The 21,442-nt window shown below is 41.2% G+C and carries 21 protein-coding genes; 6 read left to right on the forward strand and 15 right to left on the reverse strand.

Annotated elements, in window-relative coordinates:
- Nucleotides 1–347: 347 nt before the first annotated feature.
- Together AN391_RS10710 and AN391_RS10715 are read left to right on the forward strand one after the other, a co-directional pair.
- Complete coding sequence (locus tag AN391_RS10710) at nt 348–1,517, forward strand: DcaP family trimeric outer membrane transporter (protein ID WP_055015395.1); 1,170 nt, start codon at nt 348–350, stop codon at nt 1,515–1,517.
- Between the two features lie 461 nt (nt 1,518–1,978).
- Nucleotides 1,979–4,105 (forward strand): TonB-dependent siderophore receptor, encoded by a 2,127-nt coding sequence (locus AN391_RS10715; protein ID WP_055015396.1) that lies wholly within the window; start codon nt 1,979–1,981, stop codon nt 4,103–4,105.
- A gap of 160 nt (nt 4,106–4,265) precedes the next feature.
- Here AN391_RS10715 and recA read toward each other — a convergent pair whose 3' ends face one another.
- Both recA and AN391_RS10725 read right to left on the reverse strand, forming a co-directional pair.
- Entirely contained in the window at nt 4,266–5,309 is a 1,044-nt protein-coding gene (gene recA, locus AN391_RS10720) for a recombinase RecA (protein ID WP_055015397.1), read from the reverse strand.
- A 65-nt stretch (nt 5,310–5,374) separates the two neighbouring features.
- Nucleotides 5,375–5,866, reverse strand: a complete 492-nt coding sequence (locus tag AN391_RS10725) for a CinA family protein (protein ID WP_055015398.1) — start codon at nt 5,864–5,866, stop codon at nt 5,375–5,377.
- A gap of 21 nt (nt 5,867–5,887) precedes the next feature.
- Between AN391_RS10725 and mutS the strand changes: the two genes are divergently transcribed.
- Nucleotides 5,888–8,473 (forward strand): DNA mismatch repair protein MutS, encoded by a 2,586-nt coding sequence (mutS, locus tag AN391_RS10730; protein ID WP_055015399.1) that lies wholly within the window; start codon nt 5,888–5,890, stop codon nt 8,471–8,473.
- Nucleotides 8,474–8,546: 73 nt separating this feature from the next.
- Here mutS and rpoS read toward each other — a convergent pair whose 3' ends face one another.
- The 11 genes from rpoS to AN391_RS10785 form a co-directional block, all read right to left on the reverse strand.
- The gene (gene rpoS / locus AN391_RS10735; RefSeq protein ID WP_055015400.1) at nt 8,547–9,521 is read right to left on the reverse strand and encodes an RNA polymerase sigma factor RpoS; all 975 of its coding nucleotides are present in this window, start codon (nt 9,519–9,521) and stop codon (nt 8,547–8,549) included.
- Between the two features lie 35 nt (nt 9,522–9,556).
- A complete protein-coding gene (locus AN391_RS10740; RefSeq protein ID WP_055015401.1) occupies nt 9,557–10,381 on the reverse strand; it encodes a peptidoglycan DD-metalloendopeptidase family protein in 825 nt (274 codons plus the stop codon).
- Between the two features lie 41 nt (nt 10,382–10,422).
- Nucleotides 10,423–11,001: a YqaA family protein gene (locus tag AN391_RS10745; RefSeq protein WP_055015402.1), complete on the reverse strand. Its 579-nt coding sequence runs from the start codon at nt 10,999–11,001 to the stop codon at nt 10,423–10,425.
- A 9-nt stretch (nt 11,002–11,010) separates the two neighbouring features.
- Complete coding sequence (locus AN391_RS10750) at nt 11,011–11,649, reverse strand: protein-L-isoaspartate(D-aspartate) O-methyltransferase (RefSeq protein WP_055015403.1); 639 nt, start codon at nt 11,647–11,649, stop codon at nt 11,011–11,013.
- Nucleotides 11,639–12,403: a 5'/3'-nucleotidase SurE gene (gene surE / locus AN391_RS10755; protein ID WP_055015404.1), complete on the reverse strand. Its 765-nt coding sequence runs from the start codon at nt 12,401–12,403 to the stop codon at nt 11,639–11,641. The genes AN391_RS10750 and surE overlap by 11 nt, the downstream gene beginning before the upstream one ends.
- Entirely contained in the window at nt 12,387–13,433 is a 1,047-nt protein-coding gene (truD, locus tag AN391_RS10760) for a tRNA pseudouridine(13) synthase TruD (RefSeq protein ID WP_055015405.1), read from the reverse strand. Before truD ends, surE begins: the two co-directional genes overlap by 17 nt.
- Complete coding sequence (gene ispF, locus AN391_RS10765; RefSeq protein WP_055015406.1) at nt 13,430–13,927, reverse strand: 2-C-methyl-D-erythritol 2,4-cyclodiphosphate synthase; 498 nt, start codon at nt 13,925–13,927, stop codon at nt 13,430–13,432. The genes truD and ispF overlap by 4 nt, the downstream gene beginning before the upstream one ends.
- Nucleotides 13,924–14,625 carry a 2-C-methyl-D-erythritol 4-phosphate cytidylyltransferase gene (ispD, locus tag AN391_RS10770; RefSeq protein ID WP_055015407.1) on the reverse strand — a complete coding sequence of 234 codons (702 nt, stop codon included), beginning with the start codon at nt 14,623–14,625 and terminating at the stop codon, nt 13,924–13,926. Before ispD ends, ispF begins: the two co-directional genes overlap by 4 nt.
- Nucleotides 14,615–14,902 carry a cell division protein FtsB gene (gene ftsB, locus AN391_RS10775; RefSeq protein ID WP_055015408.1) on the reverse strand — a complete coding sequence of 96 codons (288 nt, stop codon included), beginning with the start codon at nt 14,900–14,902 and terminating at the stop codon, nt 14,615–14,617. Before ftsB ends, ispD begins: the two co-directional genes overlap by 11 nt.
- A 31-nt stretch (nt 14,903–14,933) precedes the next feature.
- A complete protein-coding gene (locus AN391_RS10780; RefSeq protein ID WP_055015409.1) occupies nt 14,934–15,563 on the reverse strand; it encodes a hypothetical protein in 630 nt (209 codons plus the stop codon).
- A gap of 75 nt (nt 15,564–15,638) precedes the next feature.
- The gene (locus AN391_RS10785; protein WP_055015417.1) at nt 15,639–16,118 is read right to left on the reverse strand and encodes a DUF2947 domain-containing protein; all 480 of its coding nucleotides are present in this window, start codon (nt 16,116–16,118) and stop codon (nt 15,639–15,641) included.
- Nucleotides 16,119–16,178: 60 nt separating this feature from the next.
- On the opposite strand from AN391_RS10785, the gene AN391_RS10790 reads away from it, so the two are divergent.
- From AN391_RS10790 to AN391_RS10800, 3 genes are read left to right on the forward strand one after another with little or no spacing between them, the layout of a single operon-like run.
- On the forward strand, nt 16,179–16,418 hold the full coding sequence (locus AN391_RS10790; RefSeq protein WP_055015410.1) for a DUF1653 domain-containing protein: 240 nt from the start codon (nt 16,179–16,181) through the stop codon (nt 16,416–16,418).
- Between the two features lie 53 nt (nt 16,419–16,471).
- Nucleotides 16,472–17,320, forward strand: coding sequence for a MoxR family ATPase (locus AN391_RS10795; protein WP_055015411.1), 849 nt, complete (start codon nt 16,472–16,474; stop codon nt 17,318–17,320).
- A gap of 1 nt (nt 17,321) precedes the next feature.
- Nucleotides 17,322–18,509 (forward strand): VWA domain-containing protein, encoded by a 1,188-nt coding sequence (locus AN391_RS10800; protein WP_055015412.1) that lies wholly within the window; start codon nt 17,322–17,324, stop codon nt 18,507–18,509.
- A gap of 37 nt (nt 18,510–18,546) precedes the next feature.
- Here AN391_RS10800 and AN391_RS10805 read toward each other — a convergent pair whose 3' ends face one another.
- Both AN391_RS10805 and AN391_RS10810 read right to left on the reverse strand, forming a co-directional pair.
- A complete protein-coding gene (locus AN391_RS10805; protein WP_055015413.1) occupies nt 18,547–20,742 on the reverse strand; it encodes a putative Ig domain-containing protein in 2,196 nt (731 codons plus the stop codon).
- A 247-nt stretch (nt 20,743–20,989) separates the two neighbouring features.
- Nucleotides 20,990–21,442 (reverse strand): IS3 family transposase (locus tag AN391_RS10810; protein WP_152967900.1); only part of this gene is annotated, 453 nt, incomplete at its 5' end.

Raw genomic sequence — 21,442 nt, forward strand, 5'->3', positions numbered from 1 at the left:
AGTTGTACAACCCTTCTAATTGCCGTTTTGTGGTTTATAATCACGCGGCTCATGACTTTTTTACATAGAAATACAATATGTTAAATATAAGTAAGTGGTCACTAAATTACCCTTAAACCTTCGTCTTATAGACCAATAGGTAATTGAGTAAATTTTGCACATATTTAAAAGTGGTTTCGAGCATTAAAATAATGTGACCATGCTACTCAAACCTTTATTTAACGGATGAATTCATAGCGTGAAGCAAAATAAGTAAAAGTTTTATTCGTAAGTAATACCAGTAGCAAGTAATACATTTGAACGTATAAAAAGCAACAAACAACAAGTAGCCTTTAAAGGACACCACAATGAAATTTACCCCATTAAAAACTCTTGCAGCGAGCGCTGTGTTATGTGCCTTAACAAGCACAGCTTGTGCGGCAACTGCAGCTAAAGTAGGCAACACAGAATTTACTTACGGCGGATACATTAAGCTTGATACTATGTGGAGTGACTACTCTGCAGGAGCCCCTTCTGGTTCAAGTGTAGGGCGTGACTTCTATGTACCAAGCACAGTGCCCGTAGGCGATGATGCTGATTCAGATGCTGTATTTGATATGCATGCACGTGAGTCACGCTTTAACTTTGGTACTTCCACATTAATGGATAACGGTAAAACAGTTAAAACTAAAATTGAGCTAGACTTTTTAGCTTCTGCCCCTGGCGGTAACGAGCGTGTATCAAATTCTTATGCTCCACGTATTCGTCATGCATTTGTAACTTACGACGGTTGGTTATTTGGCCAAACATGGTCAAACTTTCAAAACGTAGGTGCACTTGCTGAAACGCTTGATTTTGTCGGCCCAGCCGAGGGCACTGTTTTTGTTCGCCAAACACAAATTAAATACACAACAGGCGCATGGTCGTTCTCTTTAGAGAACCCAGAGAGCACTATTACCACTCAAGGTGGCGCGCGTGTAGAAACAGACGATGCATCACTTCCTGATTTTACTGCACGTTACACACATAACGCCGACTGGGGTAACTTTGTAGTTGCAGCACTTGCTCGCCAACTTACTTATAAAGTAGGCGATGTGGACGCTGATGAAACTTCATTTGGTATTAGCGCTTCGGGCCGTGTAAATTTTGGTGAAGACTACCTTAAATTTATGCTTACTCAAGGTAAAGGCCTTGGCCGTTACGTGGGCTTAAATGTAGCACACGGTGCAGTACTTGATGGTGATGAGTTAGATGCAATTGACTCAACCTCGGGCTTTGTTGCTTATCAGCATAAGTGGACAAGCCAGTGGCGCTCAACTTTCTTATATTCTTTCTTTAGTGCTGATAACAACACTGATTTATTAACCATTTCGGGTGACCCTGTTGAATCAAGTCAAAGCTTCAGTGCAAACATTTTATACTCACCCGTTAAACGTTTGACATTTGGTGCTGAGTTTAAGCATGCCGAGCGTGAAACTGAAAGTGGTATTGACGGAGATTTAGACCGTTTACAGTTTTCTGTTAAGTACAACTTTTAATTAAGCATATTAATAACACCAAAGCGGCTTAGGCCGCTTTTTTTAGTCTTTGAAAAAAGACTGAACCAGCGCTATTTACTATTAATCAGCGTAAACTGTACTTTAGCAACGTTTACATCAGTTGTAGTAGAGTGATTAGCTGTTAAATCGTCTGCTAACGTGAGGCATTAAAAATGTTTAGTAGCAAATTTTAAAGTAACTAATTGACTAACATATTAAATCGTCTAAATAACGATTTAGCTAAAAGCTCAGTAGAACTTGTAATTCAATCCCCTATCCCACTTAATATAATTGTTGCCTTAACATCAAACTAAGTAGCTATTAAGGCGCTAAAATTCCCAAACTATCAATAATTTCTGGTAAGCCCTAATTATTTTGTTTATATAACAACCTTGTTATTGAAAATCACTCTCATTTAGATTATGTTATGCACTTCTTTTTTGAACCTATTGGAAAAACACATGTCGTCCCAACAAATTTTGCGTTTATCTAAGCTTAGCCTTATTACTTCACTTGTTTTATCTGGTCATGCATTTGCACAAGAAACTACAACAAATACAGATGATTCATTAGAAAAAATAGCGGTATACGGCCAGCATCATAAAAACTACATCACTGAAGATGCGCAATCTGCTACAAAACTAGGCCTAACAATCAAAGAAACTCCTCAAAGTATTTCTGTTGTTTCTCGCGCTTTAATGGATGATTTTTCACTAGATGATATTAACTCAGTGCTAGAAAGCACGCCTGGCGTAACTGTAGAGCAAATAGAAACAGACCGTACTTATTTTAAAGCCCGCGGCTTTGAAATCACAAACTTTCAGGTTGATGGTTTAGGTATCCCACAAAGTTCAGGCTCTATTCAAGGCACTTTAGATACTTCTATTTACGACCGTGTAGAAATTGTACGAGGCGCAAACGGCCTAATGACAGGTGCAGGTAATCCTTCTGCCACTGTAAATATGGTGCTAAAAAAACCAACCTACATAACACAAGCTCACGCATCTTTATCTTACGGCTCATGGGATAACAAGCGCTTAGAGCTCGATTATTCTACACCGATTAATGATGACCACGCTGTGCGTGCAGTTTTCACAAAGCAAAAATCTGAGTCATACCTTGATCGTTACGAAACAGATAAAACAATTGGTTACCTTGCCTACGAAGGTAAGTTAACTGACGATACAACGTTAAGCATCAACTATGTTAACCAACAAAAAGATGCCGACAGCCCTCTTTGGGGAGCATTGCCTCTTTACTATACCGATGGCACAGCAACAGATTACGACGTATCTACAAGCACTGCAGCTGATTGGTCATACTGGGATAATAGCGCAGAGCAAGTCTACGTAACACTTGAGCAAAACTTATCTGCTACATGGGTTGCAACGGCGCGTTATGCACACATAGAAAATGAGCAAGACTCAGAGCTATTTTACGTATATGGCACACCCGATAGCGAAACTGGCCTTGGTTTAACAGGTTACGCAAGCCGTTACGACTACGAAGACAAGCACGATTTGTTTGATTTATACGCCAGCGGTAAATTTGATTTATTTGGCCAAGAGCACGACCTATCATTTGGTGTTAGCCAAGCAAAAATGGATTACAATGAGCAGTCACTTTATGATTACACCACGGGTAATGGCTTCCCAGCAATGCCTTCGCTTGACACGTGGGATGGTGTAATACCTGAAGCAACCCTTGCTGATGGTTTAAACGGCAGTGAGATAGAAAACAAACAGCAATCTGCCTATATATCTACTCGCATAAAATTAAGCGCACCGTTAAGTGTACTTGCGGGTGTACGTTACACAGATTGGGAAACATCAGGAACAGCTTATGGTGTTGAGCAAACCCGTGACGATAGTGAAGTTATTCCATATGTTGGAGCTGTATACGATTTCAATGAATCACTTTCAGCTTATGCAAGTTACACTGAAACGTTCGTACCGCAAAAAGAGCTAGATATTAATGCTGAGCAATTGGCGCCTATTACAGGTAAAAGTAGCGAAATTGGTTTAAAAGCACAGCTTTTAGATGACCAAGTATTTGTCACCTTTGCCTACTTTGATGCAAAGCAAGAAAACCTAGCCGTTGCATTACCTGATTCATTACCAGGCGATACTCGTTATTATGGTGCTGATGGTATCAACAGTGATGGGTTTGAAATAGAACTAAGTGGTAAAGTAACCGACGATTTAAGTGCAAGCATCAGCTTTAGTAATTTAAGTATTGAAGGTGATGATTTAGTTGAAGATTACACACCAGAGAACCAGTTAAAACTTGCTGCAACTTATCAAGTTCCGTTTGTTGAAGGCTTAACATTTGGTGCTAACTACCGCTGGCAAGATTCTGTTAGCCGCGTACAAGTTGAAGATGCAACCGGTGCCGCCCTTGTAACCACTAATCAAGATGCTTACGGTATTCTTGATCTGATGGCTAACTACAAAATCACAGAAAACGTAGGTGTTACTTTTAACGTAAATAACACCACAGACGAAAAGTACCTACACAGCCTTTACTGGGCTCAAGGTTACTACGGTGCCCCGCGTAATTACGCGCTATCAGTAAACTGGCAGCTATAATACCCTCTATGATATGAGGCACTTTTAAAGCACAGCTTTTAAATTTAACGGCACTTTTTAGTGCCGTTTTTTTAAAGTTACAATACAAAAAGGCGCTAACCATTGCTGGTTAGCGCCTTTTAAAGCTCGGGTCAAATCAAGCTTAGAGAACATTTAACACTTAAAGATCAGGCTCATCACCTAGTACGTCTTCGCCATCTTCTGGCTCAACGGTTGCTTTTAATAGCAACATATCGCGTAATTTACCTTCAATCTCATCAGCAATTTCTGGGTTTTCTTTCAAAAACTTAATAGAGTTTGATTTACCTTGGCCTACTTTATTGCCATTGTAGCTGTACCAAGCACCTGCTTTTTCAACAATTTTATGCTTAACACCTAAATCAATTAACTCACCTTGTTTAGAAATACCTTCACCATACATAATGATGAACTCAGCTTGCTTAAATGGTGGTGCAACCTTGTTTTTAACCACTTTAACACGGGTTTCGTTACCAACTACCTCATCGCCTTCTTTTACAGAGCCAATACGGCGAATATCAATACGAACTGACGCGTAAAACTTAAGTGCATTACCACCAGTTGTGGTTTCAGGGTTACCAAACATTACACCAATTTTCATACGAATTTGGTTAATGAAAATACATAGCGTATTTGAGCGTTTAATATTACCTGTAAGCTTACGTAATGCTTGCGACATTAAACGTGCTTGTAAGCCCATGTGCGAATCACCCATATCGCCTTCAATTTCAGCTTTAGGTGTAAGTGCAGCAACAGAATCGACAATAACAACATCTACAGCACTTGAACGTACTAACATGTCACAAATCTCAAGAGCTTGCTCGCCGGTATCTGGCTGAGAAACTAATAGCTCATCAATGTTAACACCTAACTTTTGCGCGTATACCGGATCTAGAGCATGCTCAGCATCAACAAAGGCACATGTTTTGCCCTCTTTTTGTGCTTGTGCGATAACTTGCAAAGTAAGCGTTGTTTTACCAGATGACTCAGGGCCATACACTTCAACAATACGCCCCATAGGCAAACCACCTATGCCTAAAGCAATATCAATCCCAAGTGAGCCTGTAGATACAGCATCTATGTTTAGGGCTTTGTTATCGCCCAACTTCATAATTGAGCCTTTACCAAATTGACGCTCAATTTGTGATAGTGCAGCGTCCAGCGCTTTTTGTTTATTATCGTTCATTCTGTTCTCCAAATCCGGCTAATGCGAACAAGTATACTGTATGAAATCACAGTATCAAGTTAAATTTATAACTTTATCTTATCGATAGTGCTTTTTAATGCAAATTCAATAGCTTGCATTCTAACTTGTGCTCTATCTCCCTTAAATATTTGCTTAAACGTAAATTGTTCATTGGCAATTTGTATGCAAAACCACACAAAGCCTACCGGTTTATTAGGCATTGCTCCGCCTGGCCCTGCGATACCCGAAATAGCAATTGCAATATCAGCTTTGGCAGCGCTTGCGGCACCAAAAGCCATCTCTTTTACGGTTTGCTCACTTACGGCACCAAATTGCTCAAGCGTAGTATTAGCCACATTAAGCAGCTCATGCTTAGCTTCATTACTATAAGTAACAAATGCGCGGCCCAAATAAGCAGAGCTGCCAGGTGTATCTGTCAGCGCATAACTCACCCCACCACCAGTACATGATTCAGCGGTAGTGATCCATAAGCGTTTATCCGTTAAAATAACGCCCAATTGCGCAGCAAGTGTTTTAATCTCTTGATGTAATTCCATATTCAGCCTTTGGGTAAATACATGTCGTTTGATCTTTATGCACCGCACACTATAAAACAACAAACCCCTATGATGCAGCAGTATCTAAAAATTAAATCTGAGCATCGCGATATTTTATTGTTTTATCGTATGGGGGATTTTTATGAACTCTTTTTTGACGATGCTAAACGCGCGGCCCAATTACTTGATATTTCGCAAACGCATCGTGGTAAAGCCGGTGGCGATCCTATCCCTATGGCGGGTGTTCCTTATCACGCAGTAGAAAACTATTTAGCACGTTTAGTGCAAATGGGCGAATCAGTCGCTATATGTGAGCAAGTTGGTGACCCCGCAACCAGTAAAGGGCCTGTTGAGCGCAAAGTAGTGCGTATTGTAACACCAGGCACTATTTCAGATGAGGCGCTTTTACAAGAGCGACAAGACAACCTGCTTACCAGCGTATGGCAAAATAAAAAAGGCCTGTATGGTATTGCCTACCTTGATATAAATTCAGGGCGTTTCAATATAGTTGAAGTGAACACCGACGAAGCGTTTACTTCAACCCTACAGCGTTTAGCTCCTGCTGAGCTTTTATACTGTGAAAGCTTTGAAAGCACACATTTAATTGAACATATAAAAGGGGCACGCCGACGCCCTGAATGGGAGTTTGACTTAGATACCGCTCAACACTTACTGTGCGAGCAGTTTGGCACCAAAGATTTAGTAGGCTTTGGTGTAGATAAAGCGCATGCTGCTTTGGTCGCTGCGGGTTGTTTAATGCAATACGTAAAAGATACACAACGTATTGCCCTGCCTCACATTCGTGCTATTACACTTGAGCATAATGAGCATGCCGTTATATTAGATGCTGCAACACGCAAAAATTTAGAGTTAACTGTTAATTTATCAGGTGGCTTTGAAAACACCTTAGCTCAGGTACTCGATAAGACTGCCACAGCCATGGGATCACGTTTACTTAAACGCCGTATTCATACACCTGTGCGCAATAAAAATGAACTTAACTCACGTTTAAATGCTATTAGCGCTATTTTAGATGCGCAGTTATATGGCGAGCTACACGACTCATTAAAAGAAATGGGTGATATTGAACGCGTAATAGCACGTCTTGCTTTATGCACCGCACGCCCGCGCGATTTAACTCGGCTACGCAATGCCTTACAAGCACTCGCACCACTGCACGCATTATTAAACGATGCTAATGATGAGCGTATCGCCAGCATTGTTCGCCATTCTCCAGAGCTACCTGAACTACAAGCTTTACTTGAGCGCGCTGTAATTGATAACCCACCAGTACTCATTCGCGATGGGGGCGTTATTGCACCAGGCTACAACAGCGAGCTCGATGAATGGCGAAACTTGAGTAAAGGCGCTACTGATATACTTGAGCAACTAGAGCTTAGAGAGCGCGAGCGCACGGGGATCAGCACATTAAAAATTGGCTATAACAAGGTACATGGCTTTTTTATCGAAGTAAGTCGTGCTAATTCGCACTTAGTACCTGCTGATTATATTCGCCGCCAAACGCTTAAAAATAATGAGCGCTATATAATACCTGAACTAAAAGAGCATGAAGATAAAGTACTAGGCAGCCAATCAAAAGCGCTCGCACTTGAAAAACAGTTATACGAAGAGCTATTTGAATTTATAGCACCGCATATTGAACAGCTGCAAATGATGGCTAGTGCATTGGCCGATTTAGATGTACTCAATAACCTAGCAGAGCGAGCACAAACGCTTAATTATGCAAAACCACAACTATGCGATGATGATAATATAAGTATTAAGCAAGGTCGCCACCCTGTGGTTGAGCAAGTAATGAAAGAACCTTTTATTGCTAACCCTGTGGAGCTAAATAGCCAGCGTAAAATGTTGATTATTACTGGTCCTAACATGGGTGGTAAATCAACCTATATGCGTCAAACAGCACTTATCGTATTGATGGCGCATATTGGCTGTTATGTCCCTGCTGATAGTGCAAAAATTGGTAATATTGACCGAATATTTACTCGCATTGGCGCAAGCGACGACTTAGCCTCTGGTCGCTCTACTTTTATGGTAGAGATGACAGAAACCGCCACAATATTAAATAATGCAACTGCGCAATCTTTAGTATTAATGGATGAAATAGGCAGAGGCACCAGTACCTACGATGGCTTATCACTTGCTTATGCAACCGCTGATCATCTGGCACAAAAAATATCTGCTAAAACATTATTTGCTACGCATTATTTTGAATTAACAGAACTTGCAGAGCAAAAAGCGGGGTTAGTGAATGTGCACTTAGATGCCATAGAGCACAACGACACCATTGCATTTATGCATACTGTACTTGATGGTGCAGCAAGTAAAAGCTTTGGGTTACAGGTTGCAGCGCTTGCTGGTGTGCCAAAGGCCGTAATAGCTCAAGCAAAGCAAAAGCTTAAAATGCTCGAAAACCACCAAAGCGTGACTGCTCCAAATTCAGATCAGCAAGCGTTTTCTTTTGCTAATGAGTTACCTGCGCCACAGCCATCAGAGGTTGAGGAGCAACTCAGTGCCATTGACCCTGATAATCTATCGCCGCGTCAAGCACACGAATTACTTTATAAATTAAAAGCGCTGCTTTAAATTTAATTTGGCATAAAAAAAGCTGAAGGTTTTATCCTTCAGCCTTTAAACACATAGACAGTCTAAGTATGAGTTACGAGAACTGGTCAAACAAACTTTCTGTGCTTAACCCCTCTTGTTGTAAAATATCTTTTAAACGACGTAATGCTTCTACCTGAATTTGTCTTACGCGCTCTCGCGTTAAGCCAATTTCACGGCCAACATCTTCAAGTGTTGATGGCTCGTAGCCTAGTAAACCAAAGCGGCGCGCTAATACTTCACGTTGTTTAGGGTTTAACTCACCTAACCAATCAACAATATGTTTGTTAATATCGTTGTTTTGTACTTCACCTTCAGGACCTGCGCTTTTTTCATCGGCAATGATATCTAAAAGAGCGCTGTCGTTTTCACCACCAATTGGCATATCAACTGAGGCTATTTTTTCGTTTAAGCGTAGCATTTTAGTTACGTCTTCTACGGGTCTACCTAGGCACTCAGCAATTTCTTCAGCGGTAGGCTCATGGTCTAGCTTTTGAGTTAGCTCACGTGCTGTACGCAAGTAAACATTTAATTCTTTAACTACATGGATTGGTAATCGAATAGTGCGCGTTTGATTCATAATAGCGCGTTCAATTGTTTGGCGTATCCACCAAGTTGCATAAGTTGAAAATCTAAACCCGCGTTCAGGGTCAAACTTTTCAACAGCGCGAATTAAACCTAGGTTACCTTCTTCAATTAAATCTAAAAGTGCTAAACCTCGGTTATTATAACGGCGGGCAATTTTTACAACTAAACGTAGATTACTTTCAATCATACGCTTGCGAGATGCTTCACATCCACGTAGTGATTTGCGGGCAAAAAAGACTTCTTCTTCAGCGCTAAGCAGGGGAGAGAAACCAATTTCTCCTAAATATAGTTGGGTCGCATCGAGGTTTTTAGTTACTTCCTCTTTTGCAAATATCTCTTCTTCGTTCTCTACCTCTTCAAGTAGGGCTGCAGTTTCCTCTACTGCGGTGTCATCAAATTTTTCGTCGGTGGTGTTTTTGTCAAGTTTTGCTGCGTTAGCCATAAGCCTTCTCCCGAGCAATTATCAATACCTAGAAATTAGGGAAGGTATTTAGCAGGATTGACAGCTTGCCCACGGTAGCGAATTTCAAAACGAAGCGCAGTGACCGAAGATTCTGACTTGCCCATTTCTGCTATTTTTTGTCCTGCCTTAACTTTCTGCTTTTCTTTAACAAGTAGTTTCGAGTTGTGTGCATAAGCACTTAGGTAATCATCATTATGTTTCAAAATGATTAAATTACCGTATCCTCGAAGCGCATTACCCGCATACACCACCGTTCCTTGTGCTGCGGCTAAAACTGAAGCCCCTGTACGGCCAGTAATCTGTAAACCCTTGTAACCGTTTTCCTTATTAGAAAAGCGTTTAGTCACTTTGCCCTTTGCAGGCCAAAACCACTTTACTTTACTGCTCGACGAAGGTTTAGCATTACTAACTATTTCATTGGCTTGTTTTCGAACATACTCTCGTTGTTTCGGCTGATCAAGACTTTTCTTTAATTTTTTGTTACTTTTTTTCTGTGTTTTATTTTTAGTGCTTTTACTCTTATTAGAAGAGTTTTTAGCAATACTATTTTTATCATTGGCGGTTAGGTCAATAACCTGGCCAGGGTAGATAACATAAGGTGATGGAATTAAATTGTTTTTTGCAAGCGCTCTAAAATCTTTTCCTGCGCTAAAGGCAATCGAATAAAGTGTGTCACCTTTTTGCACCCTGTATTTATCACCATAAATGTTAACAGATTTTTGAAAACCGTTAACATTACTATTTAAACTACTTACAGGAGCAGGCGCGTTTCGAGATGAGCAACCATGGAGTAAAACTGCTGCAAATACAATCAAATAAAATGACAATCGCTTATTCAACAGATTTAACTCCAAAACTATAAAAGTGTTATTTTAAACAGTTAACGTAGAAAAAAGTACGCTATTACTATTAATACAACTAAACCCCAGCCAAGTACCTCAACATACTGACGTAATTTTTGCTCCATTTTAACTCCGCCCCACTTCATTAAAGCAGAAACTAAGAAGAAACGCGCACCACGGCCAATTGCTGAAGCGATTAAAAATGGCAAAAAGGCCATCTGTAATACCCCTGCACCTATGGTAAATACCTTATAAGGTATCGGTGAAAACCCTGCTAAAAATACCACCCACACACCATACTCTTTAAACCACGTAAGCGCTGTTTCAAACTTTTCTTGCCAATGCATTTGCTCTATTAACGGCTGAACAACCGGCTCAAATAACCAGTACCCTAAAAAATAACCTACAATACCACCAAGCACTGAGGCAACCGTTGCAAAGCTTGCAAAACGCCACGCTTTACTTGGCTGTGCAAGCGACATAGGGGCAAGCATGACATCAGGGGGCACCGGAAAAAAAACCGACTCTGCAAAGCTCATGGCTGCTAAGTAGCGCTCAGCAAAACGGTGTTTTGCCCACACGAGGGCCATATCGTATAACTTAGTAAACAATTTCAACGTGAATTCCTATTCAATATCACCAGGGACGAGGGGGACAAACCGTACGGGTGCAATAACATGCTCTGCGAAGTCATTGCCTTGGCGAATAATCATGGTTAATTTTTGTTCTTGCTCTCCAATAGGGGCAAGCAATACACCACCATCAGCTAACTGCCCGAGCAAGTCCTGAGGCACTTTTGAAGCGGCGGCAGTAACTATAATACCATCAAACGGAGCTTGAGATTGCCAGCCTTGCCAACCATCTCCATGTTTCATGGTTACATTGTATAAATCAAGTTGATGTAAACGGCGTTTAGCTTGCCATTGCAGCGTCTTAATCCGCTCAACCGAAAATACTTTATTAAAACATTTGGCTAACACCGCGGTTTGATAACCAGAGCCTGTGCCAATTTCTAATACTTTGTCGCGCACACCCGCTAAATAAAGCAGCTCGGTCATGCGCGCCACAATATAAGGTTGCGAAATAGTTTGCCCTTGCCCTATAGGCAAGGCCGTGTTTTCATATGCTTTGTGCTTTAGCACATCATCAATAAAGGCATGGCGTGGTATATCGGCAATGGCTTTTAATACCTGTTTATCTTCTACCCCTTCTTGCTCTAAAAGCTTAGAAAGCGCATTAGCACTGCGCGAGTAATTAGCCAGCACGGTTTATCTCCATTTCTGCCAACCACTGTCCAACCGCTTCAATACTCTCTTTTGCTGTCATATCTACACTTAATGGCGTTACTGATGCAAAGCCATTATTAATAGCGTAAAAATCAGTACCCTCACCAGCATCACTTTCAATACCAAGCGAACCATACCAAAAAATATCGCGCCCCCATGGGTCTGTTTGTTTGGTCATGGTTTCCGCTTTATGACGAGCACCTAATCGTGTTACTTGTACGCCTTTTAATTCACTTAAAGGAACATCAGGTACATTAACATTGATAATTTGATCTTTAGGTAGTGGGTGCGAGGCAAGCCCTTTAATTATGTTTACGGTTACAGCAGCTGCGGTCTCAAAATGCTCACCATGGTGCGAGCAAAGTGATACAGCAATTGCTGGTAAACCCAAATGGCGCCCTTCAGTTGCCGCTGCAACAGTACCTGAATAAAGCGTGTCATCGCCCAAGTTAGCGCCGTGGTTAATACCTGCCACTACTAAATCTGGGATTTCATCAACTAACTGATTAACCCCTAAATGTACACAATCCGTCGGCGTGCCATTCACAGATATAAAACCGTTTTCAAGGGTGGTTGAACGTAATGGGTTGATGAGCGTTAACGAGTTACTGGCGCCACTACAGTTGCGGTCTGGAGCAACAAGAGTTACATCGGCAATTTGCGTAAGGGCTTGGTATAAAACCGCAATCCCTTTGGCATTTACACCATCGTCGTTACTAAGCAGTATCTTCATTTTGACTGTCCTTTTCTTTTCGCTCATTAGGGCTTGCATCGGTGTAATCCACCAGCTCACGTAAAAGTGCGGTAGCAAAACACCCTCTAGGCAATCCAAAGCTTAATTTTAAAGTCGTTTCGTCTAGTGTTTCTATGGTTAAATTTTGCGGAATGAGGCGCAGCATACGGCGCTCATTTTTAAGGCCTAATTCGCCTAAGCCTTCACACCATGCTTGGTACGGTTTTAACCATATTTTTTCTTGTTCAGTTAAACCTTTTTCACTTTTTCCCACCATAGGGGCCGACATCATAATATCGCCAGAGGCTAAACGTGCTATGTTTTCATCGCTTATTGCATCTTCAAAAAATGCGTTACTACCGCTGAGCATAAATACTTCACGGTGCATGGTTTTGGCTAAGCCATGCTCTTTAACACGCAAGCTCACTATTTGATTGAATATATGAGAACGGGCGGCGGAAATAATAATACCGCGCAGTTTTTTATCGCGAATACGCTCCCCGGCAAACATTTTTTCGGCCATTACTAAATTATGCCCATCGCGACCAAATCGTTGCTCGCCAAAGTAGTTAGGCACACCAGCACGCACGGCATTAATACGACATAATATATCAAGCGGCTCGGTAACATTACGAAGGGTAATAGTGAATCGGTTTCCTTTATGGCAACCAGTGCGTAACTTGCGCTCGTGGCGCTGTTGCGAAACCACAAAAATGCTGTCGCTATTTAGCTCACTAAAATCAATATGCTTTTTAATGGGCACTTTTACGCTAAACCATTGGCTACACACGCCGTGGCGGTCTTTCATACCGGCATAGCTTACTTCACGCGGCGACACTCCAGCCTTTTGTGCAATTAACTTAGCAACGTATTGCGTGTTTTCGCCTTTTTTTACCACTTGCAAGCATACATGCTCACCACTGCCGGTAAACTCTATACCAAGGTCTTCATCAACCATAAAATCTTCAGCAATGGTTTTAAAGTCGCCTTTAGAAAGCGGTGCGCCGTATAAATAGTTTAAATCGCTCATGCGTTGGTGTTACTCGTAAGCGCTTTATTCATAATAACCACCGCATGGCTAGAAATACCTTCTTTGCGCCCTTCAAACCCAAGCTTTTCGGTGGTGGTGGCTTTAACGTTAATTTGGCTAAGTTCGCAATTTAAATCGCTGGCTAAATTAGTGCGCATAGCGTGGATGTGCGGCAGCATTTTTGGCGCCTGTGCAACAATAGTGACATCGCCGTTACCCAATACATAACCTTGTTCTTTAGCAAGGCCTACAACATGGCGAAGTAAAATACGGCTGTCGATATTTTCATACTCGCTCGCCGTATCCGGAAAATGCTTACCAATATCGCCCATCGCCAACGCGCCTAAAATAGCATCGCATAATGCATGAATAGCAACATCGCCATCAGAGTGTGCTAAAAAACCCTGCGGGTAATCTATTTTTTCGCCGCAAATTGTTATTGGGCCTTCGCCGCCAAATTTATGTACGTCAAAACCATGGCCAATTCGAATCATAATGCTTGCTCGTTTTGTTGTTTGTTTAATAAAAACCCCGCCAGATCTAAATCCTCTGGCGTGGTTATTTTAATATTATCGCTGCGCCCTGAAATTAGTTTAACGGGCTTGCTTGCCCACTCAATGGCACTGGCTTCATCGGTAATTGTTACGCCCTCACCAAGCGCATGCTGCAACGCATTTTTTAGCTCGTCATATTTAAAAAACTGTGGCGTAAGGGCTTGCCATAAATCATTACGAGGCACGGTTTGCTCACTATGCGTGCTACCGCGTTTGATGGTGTCTTTCACTTTGCTTGCTAAAATACCGCCTTCGTCGTCGGCTATACAATGCGCTATTAAGGTTTCAATATCGTTAATAGTGACAAGTGGGCGGGCCGCGTCGTGCACCAACACCCATTCAGGAGGGTTATTTTCTAAAAATAATAAGCTATTAAGCACTGAATCAGCACGCTCTTGTCCGCCGTTAGCGCGCAAGATGCGAGAGTCTATACATGGAAGCGTGTCAAAATAAGGGTCTGTTTGGCTCACGGCGACCACTATTTGGCTTAAACTTTGAAGCTGCGAAAGCTTACAAAGCGTATGTTCTAAAATAGTTTTTCCTGCCAATTTAATATACTGCTTAGGTGCGCTGTGCTGCATTCTGCTACCCACGCCGGCAGCAGGGACGATGGCAGCAATTGTAGTATTAATTTTCATGTTGTTTACCCGGTAAAACACGTATAAATGTTTCATCCGGTTTAATCATTCCTAATTCGTTACGAGCGCGCTCTTCTATGCCTTCTTGGCCAAGCTTTAAATCTTCTATGTCGGCGGTAAGTACTTTATTGCGCTTAATTAGTTTTTCGTTTGTTTGTTGATGAGAAACAACGGCCGCTTTTAAACGCGTATAATCTTGCACACCGTTATGACCAAACCAAAGTCGGTATTGTATGAACAGTGCTAAGCACAACAGGCCAAGCTGAAACAACCGCATTTAACACTCCCTATTCGTTTTTTAAATAAAATTAGGCTCGTGGACGTTTTATATTACGCCAATTAATATTACCCGCTAATAGCATTTCTCGCAGTGAAAGTAGCCTAGGTGCGCAGCGTTTTGAAAATTGCCACTGATGCCCACAACACGCGGCTGTTAAACTCATTTTACTGGGTTTTACCAACTGCGCATTTGCATGCTCTAGACCCTTGCCAAAAAAATCGAACCAACCTAGTTCGTTGCAATGCAGTTTATTGTCGCTTACTTGATCTATGCTGTCTATTCTTAGCTTCACTTGGTCATGGCTATTTAATAACACCGGCACTATTAGCCCCACTTTGGCATATTCTTTATAAAAAAGTTCATTTGCTTGAGCGTTAACTTCTGGTGGCGTTGGCTTTTGTTTTTCAAGCCATGAGCCATTTTGTGAGTCGAGCGTAAACGGCGAACTCCCATTGGCAACCAACGTCGCCGCCCGCTCTATGTAATACGGTAAGCTTTTAAGTTGGCGGCGTAGTTTATCGGCATTAGGCTCAGCAACTAGGCGCTGCACCTCTCGCTGATAAAACGCATTGCACAATTGTGCATACAGCACTTTTTGCGCATCACTTTGCCATATTTCTTGCTGCTGCGCGGCAAGTGGCTGACTCTTCGCTACCAATAGTTATACTCAAAAAACAATTAGGTAGCTGTTTTATAGCACAATAACGGCTATTTTTTAAGCGCGCCTAGCAATTTAAGCGCTTGGCTTTTCACCTAACTTAGCAATGCCGCTTTCTAAAAATTGCACCACTGTATTGCGCTTTTTACCAATTAATAAACTGCCATCGGCTAAAAACATAAAGTTTTGCCAATTGCGTTTAAATACATCAAAAGTGGTTTCGATAACGTTATCGCGCGCCATACAAAAATAAACAGTGGTATTAGCCTGCCAATCTAAATGAGCCAATATGGCTTGTGGTAAGCTTTCATCGCCATTTTCCCAGGCCTCTTCCCAGTTTACTTCATCGCTAAAACTTTCTTCTTTACCGCACCAATCGGTTTTATCAAAAAAATCGGGGTGGTCGAACTCGCGACTCACCATAGTGCTCCAAAGCACCGCAGCACGTTCGCTGGTCATGGGTTTTATACGCGCAGCGTCTTCATCAGATACAGGGAGGTCTTTATGACGAAAAACCCAGGCCTTTTTGTGATCATCGAGAGAAATATAATTCATAATGTTGGTGTATTCTTTGGCATAATAAAAAGCAAACGCAATTATACAAGAGATCAAAACATGACTACAGCAATAAAACCGCTTTCCCTCAAACCTGGCATATATCAGCACTACAAAGGGCCGCAATACAAAGTATTTTACGTAGCTAAACACAGTGAAACCGACGAGCAACTAGTTATATACCAAGCCCTGTATGGCGAGTACGGCATGTGGGCACGCCCACTAAGTATGTTTTTAGAAACCGTTGAAAAAGATGGCGAAACCATACCTCGTTTTGCATACCTTGGACCTGCAGATTAACTATGGCATTATAAACCACATTTAATACTGCTCAGACCAGATAAGGGTAACCCGTGCAATTTAATTCTACCGACAATTACATCGCAAGCAGCTCACTAAAACAGGCTGTAAATGCCGCCATTATGCTCGAAAAACCATTATTAATTAAAGGTGAACCAGGCACGGGTAAAACCATGCTGGCTGAGGAGCTTGCAAAAAGCTTAGATACCGAACTTATTCAGTGGCACATTAAATCAACCACCAAAGCGCAACAAGGTTTATACGAATACGATGCCGTATCGCGCCTACGCGACAGCCAATTAGGTGACGAACGCGTACACAACATTGGCAACTACATTGTAAAAGGTAAATTGTGGCAAGCGTTTAACTATGCCGAGCTTAACGGCAAACGCCCTGTACTTTTAATTGATGAAATAGACAAAGCCGACATCGAGTTTCCAAACGATTTACTACTAGAGCTTGATAAGATGGAGTTTCACGTTTACGAAACCAACGAGCGCATTGTAGCCAAAGAGCGCCCAATTGTGATCATCACATCAAACAATGAAAAAGAACTACCAGATGCCTTTTTACGCCGTTGCTTTTTTCACTATATTGATTTTCCTAGCAACGAGGAAATGCAGCAAATTGTTGATGTACACTACCCTAATGTTAAACAAGATTTAGTACGCCAAGCACTCGAAGTATTTTTTAACTTACGTGAAGCCAACGGCCTTAAAAAGAAGCCCTCTACCAGTGAGTTACTCGATTGGTTAAAGCTTTTAATGGCAGAAGACATAGACGCAAAAACACTACACGACAAAACCCAAAAAGGCGGCTTAATGCCAATGTTTGGCGCTTTACTTAAGAACGAGCAAGACATAAGCCTAATCGAAAAATTAGCTTTTATGAGCCGTCGCTAACATGCTAGTACAGTTTTTTTTCAAACTGCGTGAATACCGCTTACCGGTAAGCCTGCGCGAACTACTCGATTTAATTAACGCCTTAAAAAAAGGCGTTATATTTGCCGATGTAGATGGCTTTTACCATTTAGCCCGCACCATAATGGTAAAAGACGAAACCCATTTTGACAGGTTCGACAAAGCCTTTAGTGATTACTTTAGCGGCATTGCCGACCTTGATTTGCTCGAGAGTTTAAAGAAACAACACAACTTACCTGAAGATTGGCTACGCAAAGAGTTTGAAAAACACCTAAGCGATGAAGAAAAAGCCCAGCTAAAAGCCATGGGTGGGCTTGACGAGCTTATGAAAACCCTAAAAGAGCGTTTACAAGAGCAACAAAAACGCCACGCAGGTGGCAATAAATGGGTGGGCACTGGCGGCACATCGCCTTTTGGTGCCTACGGCTATAACCCAGAAGGCGTACGTATAGGGCAAGACGGTAACCGCAATCGCCAAGCGGTAAAAGTGTGGGATAAACGCGAATACCGCAATTTAGACTCCGACAGAGAAATTGGCTCACGTACAATAAAGCTCGCCCTTAAAAAGCTGCGTAAATTTGCCCGCACTGGCGCAAGCGATACCCTTGATTTAAACGAGACTATTCGTGCAACCGCCAAACAAGGCGGCATGTTAGATGTAAAAATGGCACCCGAGCGCCACAATGCCGTAAAAGTATTAATGCTGTTTGATATTGGCGGCTCAATGGATGACTACATTCATACCTGCGAAGAGCTATTTAGCGCAGCCCACAGCGAGTTCAAACATTTAGAGTTTTACTACTTTCATAACTGTTTATACGAGCACGTTTGGCAAGATAACGCGCGCCGCCATTCAAACATCATCGACACTATGACGCTGATTAATAAATTTACCAGCGACTATAAAGTGATATTTGTCGGTGATGCCACTATGGGCCCATACGAAATAGCCTACCCCGGCGGCTCGGTAGAGCATTACAATGAAGAGCCCGGCAGCGCCTGGTTATCACGAATCACCAACCACTTTGATAAAGTTGCGTGGCTCAACCCGCAACCCGTTGAACACTGGCCGTACTATCAATCAATTGATTTTATAAAGCAGCTGATGGATAACAGAATGTACCCGCTGAGTTTGGATGGCATAAGTAATGCGATAAAAGAACTGAGTTAAAAAAATAAGCCTCCAAATATGGAGGCTTATTTGTAGATTAGTAGGAGTAATATTTCCCTTTAACCAAGTCTTTATATATTAGCTCATAAGATTGAGCTTTTGATGACAAATTAACTCTAGGTATACTATAACCTGAAGGATTAACATTACTTGAAAAACGATAATCCGGCTCAAATGTATTCACTTCATTAATGTCTACATTCCCAGACTCGCTCACGACTAAATCAAATACGTACCACATATCATCAACTCCATCACTTGGTGGAGTAAATATATAACGCCTATCGTTAACGATGAGCTCAACTTTAGCTGTATCAGTATCTATATCAGGAGTTTGAGAATAATTATGTACTTTATAAGTATAAGTGCCAGGTAAAGCAAATTCTGGAATTGAAATGACCTCAGGACCATAGCTTGTCACATCGTCAACATCCAAAAACATAACGACATCGTTAACAACAATTTCTCTATTTATATAGTAAATGTGGAATTGCCCACCATCACTATTTGATGGACCCCATAAATGAGAGTCCAAATCTGAAGGAGTTAAACCCCAATTTAACTTTATTCTTGTAAGCGCTTCATTTAAGACGATGCACTCGCCTAAGTTTAAATCTACATCTGTTGTTTCAATAGAAGAAGTTCGGCTTTGAGCACCAACTGTAGATGAAATTAAAACTGTACTATTCATTTTAGTAGGTATCGAAAACATACCGTTTTCGTCTGTTACTGCCGAAGACGAGCCTATGTAGTCACGCCCCTCTGAGTTTACCTGCGCTCCTGCAATACGGTTTTGCTCTTCATCTTCAATACAGCCATTTATAAATACTGTATCGTAGATTCTATCTGCGTTCCACGTTGTAAAATGAGACACCATACCCGTATAGAAGTTACCTTGAGAGTTTGATATTAATTCAGCTTCACCTTCTTTAACCCAAAACCCAGTATTCTGATCAAAATAATACAGCGGAACTGTTGGTTCAAGCTCCCCTACAGCAGGAATATAAATTTTGGCTTGTGCATTTTCGATTAAATTTAGCTCCAAACCATTGGCGTCTTTAAATGTAACGGTAATTGCGCCAAATGATTCTATAGGTTTGACTTCACCGTTATCATTTTTGGTGATCATATCGCCTGGCATAAGATTAATATCTATCGCTGGATTTATGATAGTTAACTCGGCATTCACAATCCCTGTGGCCAATGTACCATCAGCTCTTATCAAACTATTAGCTGGTAGTTCAACTAAGACAGTATCCTCTACCGAAAGCTGCGTCTCTACTGTTGGATCAAATGACTGTTCTGCATGAACAGGTTGCAGTAATATATTGTTGGCTAAGTTTATTTGGTTTTCGTTTAAACCAATACCCATCTCAGCAAAGCCTTCAGCATCACTGATAACAGACATACGGGATGTCATATCTATATCTTGTACAGAAAATGAAACGATACCATCTTGGTTAGATACTGCTTCGTCAACGATTTCATCTCCATTCGTTATATAAGCTGTCGCATTTTCAATCACATCTTCAGTGTAATAGTTTTTAATCACTGCTGAAATATTTAAAAAATATTGCTCGTCAAGTGTAAACGATGTTGTCGAAGGGACAGAACCATCTTCTCCGCCATCGCTTACACTAACTGTCACGGCATAGGAAGACGTTTCAGAAGCGCTAGCTGAATATGTCAATAAGCCTGTTTGATCAATATTCATACCTTCAGGCGCAGAGGTTAAGGTAAAGTTTAGATCACCATTGCCAACGTTATCATCAGGGTCGGTTACATTAATTTGAATAGTAAAATGTTCTCCGTTTTTAACCACCTGATTTGCTACTTCAGTTAGTACCGGAGAATCGTTTACAGGAGTAACTTCAATCTCAAAAGACTGCAATACGCTATCATTTACCCCATCATTTACTGCTGCAACTACATTTCCTGAGCTTACTACTCCTTCAGTGGGTACCCATCGAATAGTACCATCACTTGAAATAGTCATACCTTCAGGGGCAGAATTCAATGAATAAGTTAAATTACTATCATCATCTTGTACGACTAAGTCGTAAGTATATTGAGTATCTTCTGTTGCCGTAATAACAGCCTGAGAAGTGATAACTGGTATGCTATTTTCGCCTACAACCGCAGTTTCACTATCAGAATCTGATGAGCCACATGCAGTTAATACGCTTACAAAAGGTAAAACAAGAAGAGGTTTAAGTTTAAATTGATTTTCCATTATATTTCCCTATATTTATCAACGGTTAAAATAATAAGCATAAAGCATTAAAAACACAACAAAAAAATAACACTTGTAACTAGGCGCCTAATCTTTATAATTTTTAAATCTGACACTAACCATGGATTCATATTTAATTTAGATTAATAAATAGAAGGATTAAAATCAGTTATTAGAAAGATAAGAATTTAAATTTTTACTATTTTCATAACTGTTTATACGAGCACGTTTGGCAAGATTGTTCTGGTCAACTCCAGCCGGACACTTTTCTTAAAGAGTTTTCATACCTTACTGGTGACTGATCATTATTAGCTGAGTGCAGCCTTTCCAGATTGTAATATTTCATATATTCAGTAACATCATTTTTCATGTGTTTACGAGTTGGCTGAGCCACTTTTAACAACCAATCATGTTTCAAGCTGCCAAAGAACCTTTCAACAACAGCGTTATCCCAACAAGCCCCCACATCACCCATGCTTGCTCGCATACCAAACTGCTTTAATAGGTTGCGATATCGCTTACTCGTATACTGAGACCCTCTATCAGAATGAAATACCAAGCCTTTGGTTGGTTTTCTTAGGTTATAAGCCCTAATCATGGCTTTCATTACTAAATCAGTCGTCATACGTTTATCAATATGCCAGCCAACAATTCGACGAGAATATAAATCCATTACAACAGCAAGGTACATCCAGCCTTC

This window comes from Pseudoalteromonas sp. P1-13-1a (genome assembly GCF_001401875.1).
Lineage (GTDB): Bacteria > Pseudomonadota > Gammaproteobacteria > Enterobacterales > Alteromonadaceae > Pseudoalteromonas.